This is a genomic window from Bradyrhizobium sp. AZCC 2176 (genome assembly GCF_036924645.1).
Classification (GTDB): domain Bacteria; phylum Pseudomonadota; class Alphaproteobacteria; order Rhizobiales; family Xanthobacteraceae; genus Bradyrhizobium.
On sequence record NZ_JAZHRX010000001.1, the window covers coordinates 2,440,113 to 2,461,347 of the forward strand.

Annotated in this window: 20 protein-coding genes and 1 tRNA gene; 7 read left to right on the plus strand and 14 right to left on the minus strand. The window is 63.8% G+C overall.

Annotation, left to right across the window (positions count from 1 at the left end; genetic code table 11):
• The first annotated feature begins 417 nt into the window (after positions 1–417).
• On the plus strand, positions 418–2,244 hold the full coding sequence (gene typA, locus V1288_RS11235) for a translational GTPase TypA (RefSeq protein WP_334357104.1): 1,827 nt from the start codon (positions 418–420) through the stop codon (positions 2,242–2,244).
• 177 nt (positions 2,245–2,421) lie between these two features.
• Positions 2,422–3,681, plus strand: a complete 1,260-nt coding sequence (locus V1288_RS11240) for a flavin monoamine oxidase family protein (RefSeq protein ID WP_334357105.1) — start codon at positions 2,422–2,424, stop codon at positions 3,679–3,681.
• Between the two features lie 113 nt (positions 3,682–3,794).
• Here the strand turns inward: V1288_RS11240 and V1288_RS11245 are convergent, their stop codons facing one another.
• Genes V1288_RS11245 through V1288_RS11260 form a run of 4 tightly spaced genes read right to left on the minus strand, consistent with a single transcriptional unit; the run spans position 3,795 to position 6,901 of the window.
• Complete coding sequence (locus V1288_RS11245; protein ID WP_334357106.1) at positions 3,795–4,202, minus strand: thiol-disulfide oxidoreductase DCC family protein; 408 nt, start codon at positions 4,200–4,202, stop codon at positions 3,795–3,797.
• 24 nt (positions 4,203–4,226) lie between these two features.
• The gene (locus tag V1288_RS11250) at positions 4,227–5,546 is read right to left on the minus strand and encodes an SDR family oxidoreductase (RefSeq protein ID WP_334357107.1); all 1,320 of its coding nucleotides are present in this window, start codon (positions 5,544–5,546) and stop codon (positions 4,227–4,229) included.
• 6 nt (positions 5,547–5,552) lie between these two features.
• Entirely contained in the window at positions 5,553–6,020 is a 468-nt protein-coding gene (locus V1288_RS11255; protein WP_334357108.1) for a DUF2269 family protein, read from the minus strand.
• Positions 6,017–6,901: an alpha/beta hydrolase family protein gene (locus V1288_RS11260; protein ID WP_442894182.1), complete on the minus strand. Its 885-nt coding sequence runs from the start codon at positions 6,899–6,901 to the stop codon at positions 6,017–6,019. Before V1288_RS11260 ends, V1288_RS11255 begins: the two co-directional genes overlap by 4 nt.
• Positions 6,902–7,205: 304 nt before the next feature.
• Between V1288_RS11260 and V1288_RS11265 the strand changes: the two genes are divergently transcribed.
• Together V1288_RS11265 and ppa are read left to right on the plus strand one after the other, a co-directional pair.
• Positions 7,206–7,715 carry a GNAT family N-acetyltransferase gene (locus V1288_RS11265; protein ID WP_108520852.1) on the plus strand — a complete coding sequence of 170 codons (510 nt, stop codon included), beginning with the start codon at positions 7,206–7,208 and terminating at the stop codon, positions 7,713–7,715.
• Between the two features lie 188 nt (positions 7,716–7,903).
• On the plus strand, positions 7,904–8,434 hold the full coding sequence (gene ppa / locus V1288_RS11270; RefSeq protein WP_334357109.1) for an inorganic diphosphatase: 531 nt from the start codon (positions 7,904–7,906) through the stop codon (positions 8,432–8,434).
• Between the two features lie 77 nt (positions 8,435–8,511).
• Here ppa and folD read toward each other — a convergent pair whose 3' ends face one another.
• Genes folD through V1288_RS11285 form a run of 3 tightly spaced genes read right to left on the minus strand, consistent with a single transcriptional unit; the run spans position 8,512 to position 10,057 of the window.
• The gene (gene folD / locus V1288_RS11275; RefSeq protein WP_334357110.1) at positions 8,512–9,396 is read right to left on the minus strand and encodes a bifunctional methylenetetrahydrofolate dehydrogenase/methenyltetrahydrofolate cyclohydrolase FolD; all 885 of its coding nucleotides are present in this window, start codon (positions 9,394–9,396) and stop codon (positions 8,512–8,514) included.
• A gap of 1 nt (position 9,397) precedes the next feature.
• The gene (locus tag V1288_RS11280) at positions 9,398–9,733 is read right to left on the minus strand and encodes a DUF167 domain-containing protein (protein ID WP_334357111.1); all 336 of its coding nucleotides are present in this window, start codon (positions 9,731–9,733) and stop codon (positions 9,398–9,400) included.
• Positions 9,734–9,766: 33 nt separating this feature from the next.
• On the minus strand, positions 9,767–10,057 hold the full coding sequence (locus V1288_RS11285; protein ID WP_334357112.1) for a YggT family protein: 291 nt from the start codon (positions 10,055–10,057) through the stop codon (positions 9,767–9,769).
• Positions 10,058–10,240: 183 nt separating this feature from the next.
• Here V1288_RS11285 and V1288_RS11290 point away from each other — a divergent pair.
• A tRNA-Ala gene (locus V1288_RS11290) sits at positions 10,241–10,316 on the plus strand.
• Between the two features lie 111 nt (positions 10,317–10,427).
• On the opposite strand, the gene V1288_RS11295 is transcribed toward V1288_RS11290, so the two are convergent.
• The 4 genes from V1288_RS11295 to V1288_RS11310 all read right to left on the minus strand — a co-directional run bounded on the left by V1288_RS11295 (position 10,428) and on the right by V1288_RS11310 (position 13,975).
• Positions 10,428–11,240 (minus strand): enoyl-CoA hydratase, encoded by an 813-nt coding sequence (locus V1288_RS11295; protein WP_334357113.1) that lies wholly within the window; start codon positions 11,238–11,240, stop codon positions 10,428–10,430.
• A gap of 243 nt (positions 11,241–11,483) precedes the next feature.
• The gene (locus V1288_RS11300) at positions 11,484–12,284 is read right to left on the minus strand and encodes a glutamine amidotransferase (RefSeq protein ID WP_334357114.1); all 801 of its coding nucleotides are present in this window, start codon (positions 12,282–12,284) and stop codon (positions 11,484–11,486) included.
• Between the two features lie 165 nt (positions 12,285–12,449).
• On the minus strand, positions 12,450–13,229 hold the full coding sequence (locus V1288_RS11305; protein WP_334357115.1) for an SDR family NAD(P)-dependent oxidoreductase: 780 nt from the start codon (positions 13,227–13,229) through the stop codon (positions 12,450–12,452).
• Positions 13,230–13,465: 236 nt separating this feature from the next.
• On the minus strand, positions 13,466–13,975 hold the full coding sequence (locus V1288_RS11310; protein ID WP_334357116.1) for a tellurite resistance TerB family protein: 510 nt from the start codon (positions 13,973–13,975) through the stop codon (positions 13,466–13,468).
• A gap of 364 nt (positions 13,976–14,339) precedes the next feature.
• Between V1288_RS11310 and V1288_RS11315 the strand changes: the two genes are divergently transcribed.
• Positions 14,340–14,816 (plus strand): hypothetical protein, encoded by a 477-nt coding sequence (locus V1288_RS11315; protein WP_334357117.1) that lies wholly within the window; start codon positions 14,340–14,342, stop codon positions 14,814–14,816.
• A 4-nt stretch (positions 14,817–14,820) separates the two neighbouring features.
• Here V1288_RS11315 and V1288_RS11320 read toward each other — a convergent pair whose 3' ends face one another.
• From V1288_RS11320 to V1288_RS11330, 3 genes are all read right to left on the minus strand, one after another.
• The gene (locus V1288_RS11320) at positions 14,821–16,230 is read right to left on the minus strand and encodes an adenylate/guanylate cyclase domain-containing protein (RefSeq protein WP_334357118.1); all 1,410 of its coding nucleotides are present in this window, start codon (positions 16,228–16,230) and stop codon (positions 14,821–14,823) included.
• A gap of 41 nt (positions 16,231–16,271) precedes the next feature.
• The gene (locus V1288_RS11325) at positions 16,272–17,657 is read right to left on the minus strand and encodes a cytochrome P450 (RefSeq protein WP_334357119.1); all 1,386 of its coding nucleotides are present in this window, start codon (positions 17,655–17,657) and stop codon (positions 16,272–16,274) included.
• A 145-nt stretch (positions 17,658–17,802) separates the two neighbouring features.
• A complete protein-coding gene (locus V1288_RS11330; RefSeq protein WP_334357120.1) occupies positions 17,803–19,191 on the minus strand; it encodes a hydrolase in 1,389 nt (462 codons plus the stop codon).
• A 149-nt stretch (positions 19,192–19,340) separates the two neighbouring features.
• On the opposite strand from V1288_RS11330, the gene V1288_RS11335 reads away from it, so the two are divergent.
• Complete coding sequence (locus V1288_RS11335; protein ID WP_334357121.1) at positions 19,341–21,032, plus strand: MFS transporter; 1,692 nt, start codon at positions 19,341–19,343, stop codon at positions 21,030–21,032.
• Positions 21,033–21,235: the final 203 nt, after the last annotated feature.

The window sequence follows — 21,235 nt, forward strand, 5'->3', positions numbered from 1 at the left end:
TCCTGCCGCTGCAACGAGGCCATGAAGGGCCTTTTGACGGGGTTTGCGGGGGTCTATCCCGACCCCGAAAAAGGCGCTTAAAACGCGCCCCATACGCAAAATCAGCTAACCAAATGCCAAACAAACCATTGTTTTTTGGCGTTTTCTGAATATATTGCGCCGCAACGCGTAAGGTGTGCCCGGTCCTTTTGGCCGGGCTTCCTTTTTGGGGGAAAGCGCCCCCGGAGCATGATCCGGAAACGTGGGTACCGGTTTTCCGAAAAGATCATGCTCAAACAAAACGATGGAGCGGGATGACGATTCGAAGAAGCGTCATCACGCGCCAGTATTCCAGGGTTTAGAAGCGCGATCCGGAGAAGTCGGTCCCGGTTTTCCGGTGAGATCGCGCGTCCACCATGCACGACCAGAAGAAGAGCCATGAACCTTCGTAACGTCGCCATCATCGCCCACGTCGACCACGGCAAGACCACGCTGGTTGATCGCCTGCTGCAGCAATCCGGCACCTATCGCGAGAACCAGAAGGTGACCGAGCGCGCGATGGACTCCAACGATCTGGAGCGCGAGCGCGGCATCACCATTCTGGCCAAGGCCGCCTCGGTGCAATGGAAGGACACCCGCATCAACATCGTCGACACCCCTGGCCACGCCGATTTCGGCGGCGAGGTCGAGCGCATCCTGAACATGGTGGATGGCGCGCTGGTGCTGGTCGACGCGGCCGAAGGTCCGCTGCCGCAGACCAAATTCGTGGTCTCCAAGGCGCTCAAGGTCGGGCTGAAGCCGATCGTGGTCATCAACAAGGTCGACCGTCCCGACGCACGCCCGACCGAAGTCATCAACGAAGTGTTCGACCTGTTCGCGGCGCTCGACGCCAGCGAGGAGCAGCTCGATTTCCCGATTCTGTACGGGTCGGCGAAGCAGGGCTGGATGGCCGACAGCCCGGACGGCTCCCACGACGCCGGCATGCAGCCGCTGTTCGACCTGATCGTGCGCCATGTCGCGCCGCCGAGCGTCGAGGAAGGCCCGTTCCGGATGATCGGCACCATCCTCGAAGCCAACCCCTATCTCGGCCGCATCATCACCGGCCGCATCACCTCGGGCGCCATCAAGCCGAACCAGCAGGTCAAGGTTCTCGGCGCCGACGGCAAGACCATCGAGCAGGGCCGTATCACGAAAATTCTCGCCTTCCGCGGCATCGAGCGCACACCGCTGGATGAGGCCGAAGCCGGCGACATCGTTGCGATTGCGGGTCTCACCAAGGGCACCGTCGCCGACACCTTCTGCGATCCCTCGGTCGAAACGCCGCTGGTCGCGCAGCCGATCGATCCGCCGACCGTGTCGATGTCGTTTATCGTCAACAACTCGCCGCTCGCCGGCACCGAAGGCGACAAGGTGACCTCGCGCATGATCCGCGACCGCCTGCTGCGCGAGGCCGAAGGCAACGTCGCGCTGCGCGTGGTGGAAGCCTCCGACAAGGATTCCATGGAGGTATCGGGCCGCGGCGAATTGCAGCTCGCGATCCTGATCGAGACAATGCGCCGCGAGGGGTTTGAACTTTCCGTGTCGCGTCCGCGCGTTGTGCTGCAGAAGGACGAAGCCACCGGTCAGTGGCAGGAGCCGATCGAAGAAGTCGTGATCGACGTAGACGAGGAGCATTCCGGCGTCGTCGTGCAGAAGATGAGCGAGCGCAAGGCCGAGATGATGGAGATGCGCCCGTCCGGCGGTAACCGCCTGCGGCTGGTGTTCTACGCACCGACCCGCGGCCTGATCGGCTACCAGGGCGAATTGCTCACCGACACCCGCGGCACCGCGATCATGAACCGCCTGTTCCACGGTTACGCGCCCTACAAGGGCGACATCCAGGGCCGCCGCAACGGCGTGCTGATCTCCAACGATCAGGGCGAAGCGGTGGCCTATGCCATGTTCAAGCTGGAAGACCGCGGCCCGATGATGATCGAGCCCGGCTGGAAGGTCTACAAGGGCATGATCGTCGGCGAGCACACCCGCGACAACGACCTCGAGATCAACGTGCTCAAGGGCAAGCAGCTCACCAACATCCGCACCACCTCCAAGGACGAAGCGGTGCGCCTGACGCCGCCGATCCGGATGACGCTGGAAAAGGCGCTGGCCTATATTGAGGACGACGAACTGGTCGAAGTGACCCCGAAGTCGATCCGCCTGCGCAAGAAGTTTCTGGACGCCAACGACCGCAAGCGCGCGGAAAAGGCCAAGGAAGCGGTGGCGTAAGGCCTTCGCGTCCCGCCGATGCTGTCATGCCCCGCGAAGGCGGGGCATCCAGTACGCCGCGAACTCTCGATTCAATCACGAATGTCTCTGGAATACTGGATCACCCGCTTTCGCGGGTGATGACGGCTATGCGCGGGGTGGCTTCAGGCGCGGCGGCGAACATGCTAGATGCAGGGCATGTCCTCCCTCCCCTCCTCAGTCGATGTCGCCATTATCGGCGCCGGCGCCGCGGGCCTCGGCGCGGCGAACGCGCTGAAGAATTCCGGTCTTTCCGCCCTCGTGCTGGAAGCGCGCGACCGCGTCGGCGGCCGGGCGCACACCATCATGGCCTCGCCTGACGTCACGTTCGACGTCGGCTGCGGCTGGCTGCATTCGGCGGACCAAAACTCCTTCGTCAAAATCGCCGAGCAATTGAATTTCGAAATCAACAAGTCGCTGCCGCCCTGGCGCGAGCGCGCTTATGGCAAGGCGTTTCCGCAAGACGACCGCGACGACTTTATCCGCGCGCTCGATGCGTTCTACGATCGCGCCGAGAAGGCTGCGATCGAGGCCGAGCAGAGCGGCCGCGATGTTCCCGCCAGCCTGTTTCTCGAACCCGGCAATCGCTGGAACCCGATGATCGATGCCATCTCGACCTATATCAATGGCTGTGAGCTCGATCAGGTCTCCATCCTCGACATGGACGCCTATGAGGATACCGACCTCAACTGGCGCATCCGACGCGGCTACGGTGCATTAATTGCCGCCTATGGCGCGACCTGCCCGCTCGCGCTCAATTGCAAGGTGACGCTGATCGATCATTCGGCAAAGCGCGTCCGCATCGAGACCTCGCAGGGCACGCTGACGGCCGACAGGGTCATCGTCACCGCGCCAACCAATTTGATCGCCGACGAGACGATCCGCTTTCATCCACCCTTGCCGGCAAAAGTCGACGCCGCCCGCGGCTTGCCGCTCGGCCTCGCCGACAAGGTGACGCTGGCGCTCGACGAACCGGAGGCGCTGCCGAAGGAAGGCAATCTGCGCGCCGCCACCATGCGCACCGCAATGGGTACCTATCATCTGCGCCCGTTCGGTCAGCCGTGCATCGAAGGTTTCTTCGGCGGACGCTATGCGCGATCGCTGGAAGATGCGGGCGACGGCGCGCTGGCAGCAGCAAGCATCGACGAGATCGTCTCAATCCTCGGCAACGATTTTCGCCGCAAGCTGAAGCCGCTTGCGGAATCGCGCTGGGCCCACGACCCCTTCGCGCGCGGTTCGTACTCGTACGCGCTACCGGGTCACGCGGGGGACCGCGAAGTGCTCGCCGCGCCGGTCGATGGACGACTGTTCTTTGCGGGAGAAGCGACCTCACCGGAATTTTTCTCGACCGCGCATGGCGCAAGGGACAGCGGAGAGCGGGCGGCGGGAGAGGTGACGGCTGCGACCAACTCAAGATAGCCGACGGGCCTATCGCGCGCCCTCGAATACCACGTCCCGATGAAATTTCAGGTATTGAGCATTCGGATAAAGCGATCCATCGCTTGGCAGATGACGAATTGGATAGTGGGCCCCTACTCCATCACCCGCGCTCGCACGTCGGCATCCGGCACAAAGCACTCGTCATACTTCCCGAAAATCCGATAGCGATTGCGCGCGACGAGGCTGTAGACAGCGTCGCGCAGCGGCTTCGGCACGGCAAACAATCCACGCACCCATCCCCATCCCGGCAGCGCACTCAACACCGTCAGCGCGGCGTCCGACTTGAACCACGCCACCCCGCCATGGACCACAGCGTTGGTATCGGGATCATCGGGATCGATACCGAACGCCTGCGCCAGCCGGGCGCCGTAAGGCGACTGGATCGCCGTGAAGCGGAATTTCCGCTCGACGTCGCGCCTGGCGACGAAGCGGACCCAGCGCGAGCAGAAGACGCAGACGCCGTCATAGAGGATCACGTCATCGTCGGGCCAATTGGTCACGGGTTTGGGGTCATTCGGTTGGGATCATCGGTTGTCCAGGGTCAGCAACGCCACGAGCATCAGCACGATGGCGGGGCAGGTCTTCACCAGGGCGCCGAGCGGCTCGATCCAGAGGTCCGGCGTCAGGATCGCGGCGCCGAGCATATAGCCCAGCGATACAACGATACCAGCGATCAGGCCGAATGCCGCGGTGCGGCGGAACGCGATCAGCGCGCCGATGCTCATGTCCATCAGGCTGGTGCCGACGGTGATGGGACCGACGAGCGCCGGCGGGAAGCCGTGGCTGCGCAGGATTCCTGCGGCTGCGTTGTAGGAAATCACCAGCGCAATGAAGCCCGAGACGACCCAGAACAGCACGAGGCTTGCGATCATCAGGGCCTTGATCGGAAACAGCCGGGCGAACCATTTGTCCTGAATGGTCGCCGGGCGTTTTCCGGCGGTCTGTTCGATGCGCTTCGGCACGATGCCGGTGGCGGCCATCCAGCCGGCGGGGTCGCCGCTGACACCGCGGCGCAGCTCCGCGATCGCGGTGGTTCGCATCGGCGGCATCCAGCCGAGCAGGCTCGTGAGGTCGCCGAGCCTGGCGCCGAGATCGAGCAGGAACCTCGGCATGACGATACGCCACCATCTGCCGGTGCCGAATACCTCGCGGAACTGATCGATCACGTCACCGAGCGTGACCGGCTGCTCCTGCATCAGGTCCCACGTCACGGCGTTCGCCTCACCGGGATCGCGCGCCGCAAGCCAGGCGATGGTCGCGGCAATGTCCTCCATGGCGACCGGCTGGAATGGCGCGGCTCGCTCGGCGGCCGGGAGATCGAGCGGAAACGCCGCCAGCGAGCGCACCATGGCGCTGCCGCCATAGGCCGCAAGCGCCACCACGAAGCCCGGCCGCAGGATCGCAAACGCGACGCCGGATTCCGCGATCAGCCGCTCGGCCTCGCGTTTGGTGGTGCTGAAGGCGGTTCGGTCGGTTTCGGTCGTGCCGGGAATCGAGATATGCACCAGCCGGATCGCACGGTCGCTGTCGCGGATCGCCTGCAACAACCGCGCAACGAAATCGCGATGCACAGCGGCGGTGTCGCTGCCGGGGCCGTCCTGCAGCACGCCGAGGCAATTGACGGCGACATCGATGCGGTGATCGCGCAGCAGCCGCGCCAGTTGGGCTGCTTCCATCGACATCACCGGCAATTCGAGATCGAGCGGGCCGCTCTTCTGTGAGCCCGACAATCTTCGGGCAACGCCCACCACGGAAAATCCCCGGGCGCGCAGATCGTCGGTAACAAAGCGGCCGATCAGACCGGAGGCGCCAAGCACGAGGACTTTTCGGTTACCGGCGTTCATGCTTGCCTAAAGCGGTTTGGCGATCATCAGCCAGAGAATAGCCATGACAGAGCCGAAACCGGGAATCCCGAATAAAAACCAGCGGTGGAAAAGTGCGAAATAGCGCGGTGGCAACTCCTGGTTTTGCTCGGCCGCCTTGCGTGCGAGATCGCGCATTTCGATCTGGATAAAGACGACCGGTACCCAGAACAGCCCTGCGACCGCATAGAGCCCGAGCGAAGCCATCAGCCAGGGTTCGCTCACCGCGGTCGACGACAGCCACATCAGCACGCCGCCGCTCGCCGGCTGCAGCAGCACCGCCGTCAGCGTGAACAGCATGTCGGCGATGACGACGGTTTTGGCCGTGCGCGCGATGAAGGCCACGTCCTGGCTGCGATGGGCCATCAGCATGAAGAACGCAATACCGGAGCCGGTGCCGAGAATGACGATCGCGCCGAGCACATGCAGGTATTTGGCGAGGAAATACAGCGTCATCGCCTGGCCGCCGGGGTCCGCGATCGCGCCTTCAAGGCGCGATCCAGTTCAGGTTCGGCAAGGTTTACACCACCTCCCGTTTCCACCAGCCAGTGGCCTTCGCTGCCATGGGCCTGGAGTACGCGAAAATCTGTCTTGCCGCCGGCGGCACGAAACGCGTCAACCAGTTGACGCGAGAATGCGGGCGAAAAGTAGCTGTCATTGGCGGCCACCAGCCAGGTCACCTTGACCCGCGCGGCCTTGCCGAACTCGCCCGCAGCGGCAATCAGCGTGTGCGGCGCGCAGACCCGGTTGGGAAAATCATTGGCATGCCCGCCGCGCCCCGGCGCGAACGCGACGATGGCGGCGACATTCTTCGGATCTTCACCGGCCAGCGCCAGCGCGCCCCAGGCGCCGGCCGAATGGCCGATCACGACCATCCCCTCGGGGCGGATGAAGGGCTGCTTGCGCAGAAAGCCAGCCGCGAGAGCGACCGCGTCCGCCGTGGCGCGGCCGGCCCGCGCATAATCCGCCTCGTCGCAGCCGCCCTGATCCTCCACATACGCTCCGCCCGTCGCGCCATGGCCCGGCCGCTCGGGGACCAGCACGGCAAAGCCGCGCGCCACCAGCCGGGCCGCGAGCGCGCGGTATTCAGGCTGCGGCATTTGCGCCCGCCGCAACACGTTCTGGGTGGTGGCGTGCGCGATCACGGCCAGCGGAAACGGTCCCTCGCCGGGCGGCCTGAGCAGCAGCGCACGCGCCGCGGTTGCGGGATCGGGAGAAGGCACCAGCCATTGCTGCAGCCGGTGAGGCTCGCCTTCCGCGCCTTGCGCGCCAAGGCCGGGCTGCGCGGATGCAGCCTTCAGACCGAACGCGGCAACAAGAGCCAGCGCAAAAAGCACGGTTTGGCGAACGCATGAACTGGCCTGACACAGCCGAAGGAGGGTCCATTTGCGAAGTCACCAACAGAATACCGCCGGCGAATCAAATCCAGCGCATTTTTTTCGTGAACGTAATTCGTGGAGGGTTTGCCTGGACGATTCTGACAACGATTTCGCCGCCATGGCATCGGCAAATACCGTTAAGACAGCACCGCTGTCCTCTTTCGGTACAGGCGAACATAAAACTGATGCAGAAAATCCACAGGTTAACCGATAATTAACGATGGACCTTGAAGCCGGCCCGCCGACTTGCTTTGATTAGCTCATGAGCACAACCCTGATCGAGGTCCGACCGGCCAAAGCTGCAGACGCAGCCGCGGTGGCGTCTACCCATGATGAAGCCTGGCGCTCCGCCTATCAGGGCATCATTCCCGGCGCCGAGCTCGAAAAGCTCATCAACCGTCGCGGCCCGCAATGGTGGGACAGCGCGATCCGCAAAGGCAGCCGCGTCAGCGTGCTGGTGTTCGGCGACAAGGTCGCCGGCTACGCCAATTACGGCCGTAACCGCGCCCGCAGCCTGCATTTCGAAGGCGAGATCTACGAGCTCTATCTGCGGCCGGAATTCCAGGGCCTCGGCTTTGGCCGCCGCCTCTTCACCGCCGCGCGGCGTGACCTGATGCAGAGCGGGCTGAAGAGCATGGTGATCTGGGCGCTGTCCGACAACGATCCGGCGACGGAATTCTACCGCGCGCTCGGCGGTCGGATGGTGGCGCGCTCCTCGGAGAAGTTCGGGCCCAAGTCGCTCGACAAGGTCGCTTTCGCCTGGACCAACTGAGTCTGGTGTTCTTTGGATTTGAGCATGGTCTCCGCGCCAACGCTCGCGTTTGTCGCGACGAAAAAAGGCGTTCCGACTTTTCCCGATCAGGCTGTATTTGAGGCTTCCCCCTGCTGCACTGCGGGGCTAAACCGGCGCCAACACGCGCCCGGTCCGGGCGCCTCCCTCAACGCCAAGCGGAGCCCTTTATGCGCATTGACGCCATTCCGATCGGAGTAAATCCGCCACACGACGTCAACGTCATCATCGAGGTGCCCGTTGGTGGCGAGCCGATCAAGTATGAAATGGACAAGGAAGCCGGCACGCTGGTGGTCGACCGCTTCCTCTATACGGCGATGCGCTATCCCGGCAATTACGGCTTCATTCCGCACACGCTGTCGGGCGACGGCGACCCCTGCGACGTCCTGGTCGCCAATACCCGCGCGATCGTGCCGGGCGCCGTGATGAGCGTACGACCGGTCGGCGTGTTGCTGATGGAGGACGAAGCCGGCGGCGACGAGAAGATCATCGCGGTGCCGTCCTCGAAGCTGACCCAGCGTTACGACAAGATCAAGACTTACAGCGACCTTCCCGACATCACGCTGCAGCAGATCCAGCACTTCTTCGAGCACTACAAGGATCTCGAGAAGGGCAAATGGGTGAAGGTGCTGCGCTGGTGCGGCGCCGAGGACGCCCACCGGCTGATCCTGGAAGGCATCGAGCGCGCGAAGAAGAAGTGATTGTGCCATGTCCCGGACGCGGCCGAGTGACGACGAAGCCGTCATTCCGGGGCGATGCGCCCCCGGAACGACAATCGTCACACGCCCGGCTTCGGCAGCCCGTGAATCGCACACGCCGCGCGCAGCGTGTTCACCAGGAGGCACGCCACCGTCATCTGCCCGACGCCGCCCGGTACCGGCGTGATGGCACCGGCGACCTCGGCGACCTCCTTGAAGGCGACGTCGCCGACCAGCTTGGTCTTTCCGTCGGGTAACGGCGTGCGACTGATGCCGACGTCAATTACGGTGGCACCCGGCTTGACCCAGTCGGCGCGCACCATTTCGGGTCGGCCCACGGCGGCATAGACCAGATCGGCGCGGGCGCAGAGTTGCGGCAGATCCTTTGAGCGCGAATGCGCAATCGTCACTGTCGCATTTTCGTTGAGCAGCAATTGCACCAGCGGACGGCCGACCAGGTTGGAGCGGCCGATCACGATGGCATTCATGCCTTCCAGCGAGGCATGCACGCTCTTGGTCAGGATGATGCAGCCGAGCGGCGTGCATGGCGACAGCGCGGCAAAGCCGCCGGCCAGCCGGCCGGCATTGTTGGGGTGCAAGCCGTCGACATCCTTGGCCGGCTCGATCGCGTTGATGATGGATTCGGTGTGGATCGATTTCGGCAGCGGCAATTGCACGAGAATGCCATGCACGGCCGGATCGCCGTTGAGCCTTGCGATCAGCGCCAGCAGATCGGCCTGCGCCACATCAGCGGGCAGTTTGTATTCGAACGATGCCATGCCGGCGGCGTGGGTCTGCGTGTGCTTGCTGCGGACATAGACTTCGCTGGCGGGGTCGTTGCCGACCAGCACCACGGCAAGGCCCGGCGTGAGCTGATAGTCACGTTTGACCCGGGTGACCTCGTCGGCGACGCGGGCGCGAAGCTCGGATGCGATGACTTTTCCATCGATGATGCGGGCCGTCATCTCAATCCTTCGTCTTTTCTGCCTTTGCGGCTACCGCCTTCCGAAGCGTTTCGCCGAGAACCTTGGGGTCGCCGTCGACCGCGACCTGCTTGAGGCGCGAGGTCATGCCGGAAAGAATCTTCACCCGCGCCTTCGGCACGCCAAGCACTTTCGCCAGCAGTTCCGTGACCGCGCGGTTGGCTTCGCCGCCATCGGCAATGGCGCGGACGCGAACCTTCACGACCGATCGGCCGTTGGCGAGCGTCTCGATCCCATCGACATCGTCGCGGCCGCCGCGCGGCGTCACCCGCAGCGCAACACTGATGCCCTCGGTGGAATAGCGCCAAGGATCATCCATCAAGCATCCATCAGCGATCTGCACTCCTCGCCATCAGATGACGTTCGGATAGATGTAGTAGGCAATCACCCGCTGAATGAACAGGATGATCAGAATCAGGATGATCGGCGAGATATCGAGGCCGCCCAGGTTGGGCATGAACTTGCGGATCGGCGCCAGCGCCGGCTCGGTGATCCGATAGAGGAACTCGGCCACCGCCGCGACGAACTGGTTGCGCGTGTTCACGACATTGAAGGCGATCAGCCAGGACAGGATGGCGGAGGCGATCAGAAGCCAGACATAGAGGTCAAGGACGATGATGACGATGTCGAGGATGGCACGCATGTGGAGGGGGCTCGTGAGGAGGGATACCCAGCTAGATATCGGTTCAGCCCCCCGCAAACAAGGGAAGTTCCCGGCAAAATGACGCCAAAATCGGTGCTTTCACCGTTCTTGACTTGGCCTTGGGCCGGACTGTAAATGGCGCCGATTGTCGGTCGCTTCGAGTCCTATCGAGGCGGTCGCGACGGGGCCATAGCTCAGCTGGGAGAGCGCGTCGTTCGCAATGACGAGGTCGGCGGTTCGATCCCGCCTGGCTCCACCACGCTTCGCCCTTCGGGCTACGCGTGGCGCAGCCACGCAAGTCCGAAGGGCGAAGCGTGCCCGGCATAGCCCGAAGGGCGACGACGGGCTGGACCCGCAAGCCCCCGCCCCCTCACCTCCCCGTAAACTTCGGCGCCCTCTTCTCCACAAAACTCGCCACGCCCTCCCTGAAATCACTTCCCTTCAGCGCGATCTGCATTTCGCGGTTGGCGTCGATGGTGGCTTCCGCCAGCGTCTGGAACGGGACATCGTAGAGCTGGCGCTTGATCACCGAAATCGCGCTTGGCGAGACGAAATCGGCCAGATCGCGCGCATAGGCATAGGTCTGCTCGCGCAACAGGTCCGGCGGATAGAGGCGGTTGACCAGCCCGATCCGCAGCGCCTCCTCGCTTGAGACCCGCCGCGCGGACATCAGCAAATCGAGCGCATTGGCGTGGCCCACGATCCGCGGCAGCATCCAGCTAATGCCGTGCTCGGCGATCAGCCCGCGCCGTGCAAACGAGGTGGTGAAGACGGTATTGTCGGCGGCAAAGCGCAGGTCGCAATACAGCGCATGAACGAGGCCGATGCCGGCCGTCGCGCCGTTCAGCATGCCGATCACGGGTTTCGGGATCGCCGGATAATAGGCATAGCGCGTCTGCCAGTCCGCGCGGCGGTTCATGTCGAACGACGGCGTGTTCTCGCCGCGCCTGATCTCGTTGGGATCGATGCCCTGCAAGGCTTCCATATCGGCGCCGGCGCAGAAGGCGCGACCGGCGCCGGTGAGCACGATGACGCGGACATTGTCATCAGCGGCTGCCGCCTCCATCGCGTGGCGGACATCGCGCTCCATGGTCGCGGTCCACGCATTCATCCGATCGGGACGGTTGAGCGTGATAGTCGCGATCTTGTCGCTCACATCGTAGAGAATATGCTGATAGGTCATCGCGACCTCCCTGTTGTTCTTGTCATTGGCGTTTCGCGCGAGCCTTTCGGGCGCGCCAAATGATCCTCTGTTTCCGCCCGCTCCTTGAGCCACCCCGTCCAACGCCGGAGGAGCCGCGCGAACTCGTCGCCGGTCATGTCGCCTCCATGTGCCTGCTGCTATCCGCAGGCTTCAGGTAGCGACACTATCACATCCAGGAATTCTGAAGGACGTTCGGACACGCGGGAAAATTCCGCGTGGCGGCTATTCGGCGGCGTCGAGCATGACCGCGTGCGGTACGCGTGCGATCCAGCTCGCCATGAAATTCTTCAACCACGCCCGTTCGATCACATCGTGCACCGCGCGGGCGTCGAAGTGAAGGTGCCGCGGCTGCGCGCCCGGCGAACCCATGCGGACGCACCCGCGCGTGGTCCAGCGATGCATCATGGCGTAGGTCACATCAGGGTGAAACTGGAAGCCGAATGCATGGCCGTGCTGATACGCCTGCACCGGAAAGTCATCGCCTTCAGCGAGCAGTTTTGCGCCGCGAGGCAATTGGAATCCTTCGCCGTGCCAATGGTAGACACGCTCGGGCCAATCCGGGCAGAGCGCGTGTCCGGCCGCCGTTGGACGGATCGGATAGTAGCCGACCTCGACCCGGCCTTCATGATGCGGCGCGACTTGCGCACCCAATTGTTTGGCGAGCATCTGCGCGCCCAGGCAGATGCCGAGAAACGGCCGCTGCTCGCGCAAGGGGATTTCGATCCAGTCGATCTCGCGGCGGACGTAATCATCGGAGTCGTTGGCACTCATCGGGCCGCCGAAGATGACCGCGCCGGCATGCTGGGCCAGCGTGTCCGGAAGCGGATCGCCGAACCGCGGTCGCCGGATGTCGAGGGGGTAGCCAAGCGCCCGCAGCGCATTGCCGACCCGCCCCGGCGTCGACGTCTCCTGGTGCAGAATGATCAGGACTGGCGGCAGCGGCGCCGGGTCAGTCGCACCCAACGTGCATGGGCCCGGAAAGGGCAGCACGTTTTCGTGATTACTGTTCGACCGGAACGACATCAGCGTTGCCTGGGCACCTCACACCGAAACCATACCTAAGTGACTCTTAATTTCGCGTGAGTTCACGCACGCATCCAAAAATGGAAGCAAATCGTGGGCCAGATGCGGCCTTCGCCGCCATTCCCGGCACGCGCACGCTTTCGTCCGCAAAAACCCGGGGCTTTCTCAGCGCTGGCGAAGCTGGAAGCGGCCAACCGCGCCGAGGATGAAGGAGCGCGGAAACAGGCGGAGCAGGAACGGCACGATCTTGATGCCCAGTCCAGGCAACACTGCCCGTTTGTTCGCCATCAGTCCGCTGTAGGCCTGCTGGGCGACATCGGCCGACGAGACGTTGAGGATCGCCGAATCATAACCGGGTCTAAATCCGGCGCGTGCCTGAAACTCCGACGGCACGGGACCGGGACACAGCACCGTCACGCGCACGCCATGTGGCGCCAATTCCGCGCGCATGGCCTCAGTAAACGACAGCACATAGGCCTTGGATGCGTAATAGACCGCCATCCCCGGCCCCGGCAGAAAGCCCGCGATCGAGCCGACATTGAGCAGGCCGCCGCGGTTGCGGATCAGGTGATCGGAAAACCGCAGCGACAGGTCGGTCAGCGCGCGGATATTGACGGCGATGATCTCGAGCTGATTGGACCGGTCGCGCTGGATCGCCCTGCCGAACACGCCGAATCCAGCGTTGTTGACGATGTATTCAACCTCTACGCCGGAGGCGGTCAAGGCCTCGGCAATCCTGTCGCCGCAGTCGGGTTGCGCCAGGTCGCAGGGAATGACGATCGGCGCCGCGCCGCCGCCGGTCTTGATTTCACTGGCCAGCGCTTCCAAGCGATCCGCACGCCGCGCCACTAGCGCCACGCGATGACCTTTCGATGCAAAAACGCGGGCCAGTTCGGTGCCTATTCCCGCCGATGCACCGGTAATCAGCGTCACACGCTCGGTCACGATCGAATGCTCTTAAATTAATTGCAGATATGCCGCCAGCCGCGGAACGAGAGCATAGGCGCATGGTATGACGCAAGCCACGTGCATGGCATATACCCATGCAACGCTGCCCTTCCCAGCAATTGAAGTTCAATATTTTCAGGCCTATCGCGCTGGTTCGTGGCTGATTGCACGGCACATTAAAGTTTCGTCATCTGAGGTGAGACGCAATCTGTGGGTGTAGCGGCGCGCCGCCGTCACGGCGCCGCGTCGGCCGTTTTTGGAGGGCCGCCGGCCGGGGCCGATTGCCGCTGCTCCGCCACCTTGTGCTTGAGCTCGATCCGGTCGCGCGAGGAAATGCCGAGCAGATCAGCTGCGCGCCAGAGGACGTTATCCTCGAACTCGCTGACCTGGCCGTCGGCGTATACCAGCTCCCACATCATCTCGATGATGCGAAGCCTGCCCTCCTCGTTCACCGAGCGCATGATGACGCTGGTGAAATGATAGAGATCGACCGCCTCACCCTCGGCTCGCGTTGCCGACGCAATCAAGTGATCGGCCGTCCCGGGATCGAGCTTGAAGCGGCTCTCGATCAAGCTGTGCAGTTTGCGCTTCTCGGCCGGGCTCGGCTCGCCATCGAGCGAGACGACGTGAACCAGTAGCGCAGTCGCCGCCAGAAGATAGCCGGTATCGTCGAACGCGAGATCATCAGGACCCGCGCTGGGCGTAACGATGTCGGCAATGAATTGGCGCAGTCCGTCGAGCATCAATCTACCTATAAAAGTCGGGGAAGCTGTTGAACGAATATGGGTTTAAAATTTGACCTCCGCAATCCGCGCAATGAATGTCCGGCAACGTCGGTAGATTAAATCGACGTCACGTTGAACGTGACGGAAACATCTGCGTCGACGCTCAAGCACCCGCAATCGTCACAGCAGATTGCGAACCGTCCTTGCTGCTTGAGTCGGCTCCCGTGGGCCTGGGTTCAAGGCCAGCAATCGAACTACTCGGAAGACCAGCCGGCTGGACCGCGCGATTCGCCGCAGGCAGTCAGTGGCCAATTGCAAATCATTCGCATTTGCAATAAAAGCAAACTTCTTGTTTCAGCAAGCGATTTTCGGGGAAACGTTCATGACCTGCTTCCGCTTCGCGCTTGGCGCCGCCGTTGTGCTCGGAATTGCCTCTGGAGCTGCGCTTGCGGCGGGCGACCTGTCGCGGCAGACGCCGATCGAAATGACCGTCGATCTCGGCTCGCCGGGCAAACACGAATTCGTACCAAAGCAGCTCAAGTTTGAGACAGGCAAGCTCTACAAGCTGACCCTGCGCAACACGAGCAACGATCCGCATTACTTCACTTCGCACGCGTTCTCGCAGATGGTGTTCACGCGCAAGGTGCAGGTGACGCAGCAGCAAAACGGTAAGGCCGTGACGCTCGCTGAATTCAAGGGCGCGATCCGCGAGATCGAGGTCTATCCGGGGCAATCCGCCGAATGGTGGCTGGTGCCGGTCGCGGCCGGCCGTGCCACCGACCTGCGCTGCGACATCAAGACCGGCGACGGCAAGACCCACGCCGAGCTCGGCATGACCGGCGAGATCGTGATCGAATAGCGCGTCAGGGGATTTCGTACACCACGATCTTGTCGGCGATGCCGCGCAGCGCGGCCTCCTTCTGGATCGGCCTGATCGCCTCTTTCTGAAGGATGGTGGCGACCGCCGGCGATTCGATTACAGGTCCGGTGATGTGGATCTCTTGCGAGGTCGACAGGCTCTGCACGCGCGATGCGATGTTGACGGTCTGGCCGAAATAATCCTGCCGCTCGTTGAGCATCACCGCAAGGCACGGGCCTTCGTGGATGCCGATCTTGACGATCAGGTCCTGCCTGCCGCGCTCGACATTGAGCGCGGCCATAGCCGCGCGCATGCGCAAGCCTGCGACGATCGCATGTTCCGGCCGGATGAAGGTGGCCATCACGGCGTCGCCGATCGTCTTCACAACCGCGCCCTTCTCCGAGGCAATGATTTCGAGCAACGCATGGAAATGCGCCCGCACCAGATCGAAGGCCGCGAGATCGCCGACCCGCTCATAGAGCGCGGTGGAGCCCTTCAGGTCGGTGAACAGGAAAGTCAGCGAGGTGATCTTGAGGCGCTGATCGACGTTGAGGTTATCCGCCTTGAACACGTCGCGAAAAGTCTGGTTCGACAGCATCCGCTTGGCGGTCAGGATCGGCTTGCGCTTGCCGAGCAGCTCATGAAGCGTATCGTTAGCGACCCAGACCGCGGGAAGCACCCGGTGGTCGGTCTGGTTTTCGAGCGACAGCCGCAGCGGCCCGGGGCGCATCACCGTCGTGCCGGTCGGCGCGTGCAGCTTATTGAAGACGATGGAAAACTGCTGGCGCTCGCGGGTCGGCTCGCCCTGGATATCCAGAAAATGCGCCGAATGCGTCACCGGCTCGAACACGATCACGAACTGATTGGGCAATTGCAGCGACAGCACCGCCTTCTCGTCCGCCGGCAACTCGATGGCCTCGAGCGAAACCTCGTCGATCAGCCGCGTGATCGATTCCTCACTCAGGTCCATCCCCGAGCTCCAGAACATCTGGCGGTTATATTCCCAGATCGGCAATGTATTGGGATCATGCGCCGCGATACGCCTGACGCGGGGACTGACGGTGAAAGAAACCTCCACGCGGTCGTCGACGGATGCCTCATAGCCCTGAGCGCATAACGCACAATTGTAGTCGTCGTGCCGAAGCGATTTCAGCGTCTTGTGCGCACCGAGCACGCCACCGCAGCCGGGGCACAGGACATTCCAGCTAAGATCGAACAGCCCGAGCCGCGCCGAATGCAGAAAGGCCGAGATGACCTTTTCCTCGTCAAGCCCGTACCGGGCGGCAAAATCCAGCAGGTTGATCCGGTTGAGATCGCGATCCTCGCCCTTTGCGATCAACTCCGAAATGGCCTCGACCACCGCAGGATCAGCGGTCTGCCGCAGAACAGAGAACTGGGCCTGGGTATCGCTCATGGACAACCTAGATGAGGCTCCCGTGGCATTTGCGCAAGATGCTACCGCGGGCTTATCGCAAACATCGGCGAACGGTCGGGCTGCGTCGTCACTACGCCGATCGGCATCACCGGCTCCTTGTCGACCAACGTGACCCGAAACGCGTCGATCACCTTCGCCAACGCAAGCGTTGCTTCCACCAGCGCGAAATGCGCGCCGATGCAGACCCGTGCGCCGACGCCGAACGGCAGATAGGCGAAGCGATCGGGCGGCATGCCGGTCATGAAACGGGACGGGATGAACGCGTTCGGATCGCGCCAGAGTTTTTCGTGCCGGTGCAACAGCCACGGCGCGATCAGGATGACATCCTTCTTCTTGACCGGCAGGCCCGCAATCGTGTCCGGGCCGCTGGCCGCACGCGCAATCAGGAACGCCGGTGGATAGAGCCGCATGGTCTCGTCGATGACAGCACGGGTGAATTTCAGCCGCTCGACATCGAGCGTGCCATCGATGGTGGCGGCCTGCACTTCCTTCGCGACGTCCTGCTGGATCGCAGGATCGAGCGCCAGCAGGTAGAGCGCCCAGAACAGCGCCGTGGCCGTGGTCTCATGGCCGGCCAGAATCATGGTTGCGATCTGATCGCCGAGTTGCGCATCAGTGAAAGCCTTGCCGGTTTCCGGATCGCGCGCGTCGCCCATCAGGTCGAAGAGGTCGCGCGCCGGCGCGCCCTCGTTCTTGCCGGCGGCGCGGCGCTCGGCCATCAACATGCCGACGAACGCCGTCCAGCGCTTGCGGAAACGGGCGCGGGACAAATCCTGCGGGCTCGGCCAGCTCAATGGCAGCAGCAGATCAAGAAAATGCGGCCGCGCCAGCCGCTCGCCATACTCCATCACGAAGTCGCGCAGCGCCGCGCCGTGCCGATCCATCCCGAACGAGAACATCGTCCGGCCGGCGATTTCGAGCGTCATCCGCTGCATCGCCTCGCGCAGGTCGACGGGCGCGTTGCTCGCGGCCCGGAGCTTGGCGACCGTCTCGTCGGTCGCGGCCACCATGTGCGGAATGAGCGTCATCACCGCGCGCGGCGTGAAAGCCGGCGCCAGTGTTCGGCGCTGGTGCCTCCATGCGCGCCCCTCTGCGATCAGCAAGCCCTCGCCGAGGATCGGACGCAGCACCCGCAGGCCGGCCGGCGTCCTTGTATAGTTTTCGTAATTGTCGACCAGCACACGCTTGATCGCATCCGGTGCGTTAAGAATGAAACTGTTGCGCCCGAGGAAGCGGCCCTGGACAATATCTTCCTCATAGGCGCGCTGGCCCCAGCTCCCGATCGGGCTGATGCGGATCGCCTTCATCCGCCCGAACATCGTCATGTCGTCGGGCGCCCGCGGTGGGCTCGGCGGCACCAGCGGCGCACGCGCGGCCGGCATATCGTAGGCTTCGGCAATGCTCATGGATGCCTATCCCGTAGATCCGGATAAGCGCAGCGATATCCGGGATCGTGCCAAGCCCCGCATATCGCTGCGCTCATGCGGGCTTCTGCGATCGTATCTCAGTCTCCGATCCGGGCGCCACAAAGGCGCACCGATCAGGAAATAGCTAGTAAGTCAATTCGGCAATCGCAATGCGGTTCTCCGAGGCCGGCCAGGTCCGCGCCACAATCCGCTCCCCATTGAACATGGCAGCCACCGGACGGCCAACCTCCTCCGCCGGAAGCCGCAAGGTCGTGACCGAATCGGTCGGCACACCGGATTTCACATCCTTCGGCTCCTTGCCGTCGATCAGCACGACATCTCGCGGGAGGCCGAAATAACCCCGCGGCCGCGACATCAGGACCACGGCACCCGCGCCCGCATCGGCCGGTCCGAGCGGACGTGCGGCGCGCAGATGCAGGACGTCGGAGGAGCGCGGAAATGGCGATCGGTAGAGATGCGTCGTGGGAGAGCCGGCCGACGTCAGCACGATTTCGAGATGCCAGACCGGCTCGACCCGCGCCGGTCCCCAGCGGCCGTCGGCGCCGGTTTGCGAAGAATGGATCGGCGCGCCGGCACGTTCGCCGGTTTCGGGAGAGACACGGTAGATTTCAACCGTCGCGCCGGAGACCGGTCGGTTGGTTTGAACGCCGCCCGGCGTACCCGTCACCAATCCGCTCAGTCTGACTTCCGCTTCCGGCACGATGTCGATGCGTGACGGCTCCCTCCCTGCAATGAATTTGTAGATCTCGCGAAACGCGCGCGGATGAAACGCGACCTCGCGATGATCGAGCGCGCCGAGCACCAGATTGGTCGCGCCCTTTAGCGCAGGGCTATCCGCTGTCACGCCGGTTGGCGTACCCGGCTTGCCGACAAATCGCCCGTCGGCTTGCGCATATTTGTCGATGCCGTCGCTGCGCAAGGTGAGAAACGCCGTGCCCGGCGTCACCTCGCTCTCGCCCTCGTTCAAGCCACGCAGGAACGGGCCGCGGCCGTTGAACTCGCCGCCAAGCCCCTCGTCCCATTCATAGATGCCATGGTTGGGAACGCCGCACAGCACCGCATGGCTGATGTCGGCCCCACCGCCATTCTTGATGTAGTTGCGGATTGAATAGCCGCCGCGCGAATTGCCGACGAGCGCGATGCGCTGTGCGCCGGTGCGACGCTGCAATTCCTTGACGGCCTCGCCGAGCTCGCGGCGCTGATCTTCGGTCGAGGAACGGCTTGCCTGCTCCACTTTGTCATCGGTGCGCGCCAGCGGGTCGGTGAAATTGATCGCCAGCATTCGCTCGCGCGGCATGCCGTTCGATTCCATGCGCCACAAGGTGGTGATCCAGAGCGCCGCATGGTCGCCATTGCCGTGCACGAACAGGACCGGCGGAACCGCCGCCGGTCCGGACGCCACCGGCACCGTCTGCCCTTGCGCCCGCAAGCCCAAGAGCGGGAGGCCGAATGAGCCGGCCAGCAAAGGCAGGGCTCCGGCACTCTTCAGGATCGACCGCCGCGATAGCCGCATTTCCAAACCTCCCCTTGCTTTTCAATACCTTAGCTGTGCGATAGCACTGTCGACAGCGGCGCGGCGACTGGACAGGCCAGGGTTTTCGCAGGCATCACTTTAAGTTCGAATGGAATCAAGCCGGTGACGGAAGGCCAACGGAACCTATCATGACCGACCAGCCGAAACGCCTGGGTTTTGCGACTGACGGCATCGCTGCGCCGCTGCGGCACGCCGTGTTCCGGCGCATCTGGCTCGCCAGCCTCGTCTCCAATCTGGGGATCTTGATCCAGGGCGTCGGAGCTGCCTGGGCGATGACGCAGATGACGTCGTCCGCCGACAAGGTTGCGCTGGTGCAGACCGCGCTGATGCTGCCGGTCATGCTGATTTCGATGCCGGCCGGCGCCATCGCAGACATGCATGACCGCCGCGTCGTCGCAATGATCTCGCTCGGTATCGCGCTGGTCGGCGCAACCACGCTCACGGTGCTGGCGTGGCTCGGCCTCGTGACGCCGAACATCCTGCTGGCGCTGTGCTTCGTCGTCGGCAGCGGCATGGCGCTGTTCGGGCCGGCCTGGCAGGCCTCGGTGAGCGAGCAGGTGCCGGCGGAAACGCTGCCGGCGGCGGTCGCGCTCAATGGCATCAGCTACAACATCGCGCGCAGCTTCGGCCCGGCGATCGGCGGTATCGTGGTCGCCACATCAGGCGCGGTGGCCGCGTTTGCCGTCAACGCAGTGCTGTATCTGCCGCTGATAGTGGTGCTGTTCTTGTGGAACCGCGCCAGCGAGCCGTCGCGCCTGCCGCGCGAACGGCTCAACCGCGCCATGGTTTCGGGCGTGCGCTACATCACCAATTCGCCGTCGATCAAGATCGTGCTGACGCGCACGCTGGTCACCGGCATCATCGGCGGCTCGGTCTCGGCGCTGATGCCGCTGGTCGCCCGCGATCTCCTGCATGGCGGCGCACAAACCTACGGCATCATGCTCGGGGCCTTCGGCATGGGCGCGGTGTTCGGCGCGCTGAATATCGGCGAAGTGCGCCGGCGCATGAGCGGCGAGGCCGCGGTGCGCGCCTGCGCGATCTCGATGGCCGGCGCGATCGCCGCCGTCGCCCTGAGCACGAGCGCCGTCCTGACGGCGATTGCCCTGGTGCTTGCGGGAGCGGTGTGGATGCTGGCGGTCGCCCTGTTCAACATCGGCGTGCAGCTTTCGGCGCCGCGCTGGGTCGCTGGGCGCTCGCTGGCGGCTTTCCAGGCCTCGATCGCCGGCGGCATTGCGGTGGGAAGCTGGGGCTGGGGGCACCTCACCGACCTCGCCGGCGTGGAGATCGCGCTGCTGGTTTCGGCCGGTCTGATGTTGATTTCGCCCTTGCTCGGAATCTGGCTGCGCATGCCGCGGGTCGGCGCGCGCAACGAGGATGCCACCGAGCTCCTTGCCGATCCCGAGGTCCAGCTTTCACTGACGGGGCGCAGCGGACCGCTGGTGGTCGAGATCGAGTATCGCGTCGCGCAGGACAATGCGCGCGCATTCCACAATGTGATGCAGGAAGTGCAGCTCAGCCGGCAGCGCAACGGCGCCTATGGCTGGTCGATCGCACGCGACATCGGCGATCCGGAGCTATGGACCGAGCGCTACCACTGCCCGACCTGGCTCGATTATCTGCGCCAGCGCAACCGCGCGACGCAGTCCGAGCGCGCCCTGCACCAGCGCGCGATCGGCTTTCATCTCGGCCCGGAGCCGATCCGCGTTCGCCGCATGCTGGAGCGGCCGTTCGGTTCGGTCCGCTGGAAGGAAGATACCCCCGACCGCGCCGCCAACGAGGTGTTGCCGGTGGTCGCGACGGCGGCGGGCAGCAGCACCTGACCGGACGCGTGCGCCGCGATCGAGCGGCTGCACCGTTAACCAATCAGGCGGCCCGGCAGGCCCCGCCGCGCCATGGGTCGTTGCCCATGCCCCGCGCCGCAGCTTAACGCCGCATTGGTATAACGTATCCTTGCCAAAGCTCGGGCCCGGCCTCTAAAGTTCGCCTCAATCAACAATGGCCGGCCGACCAAGGACCGGTCCCA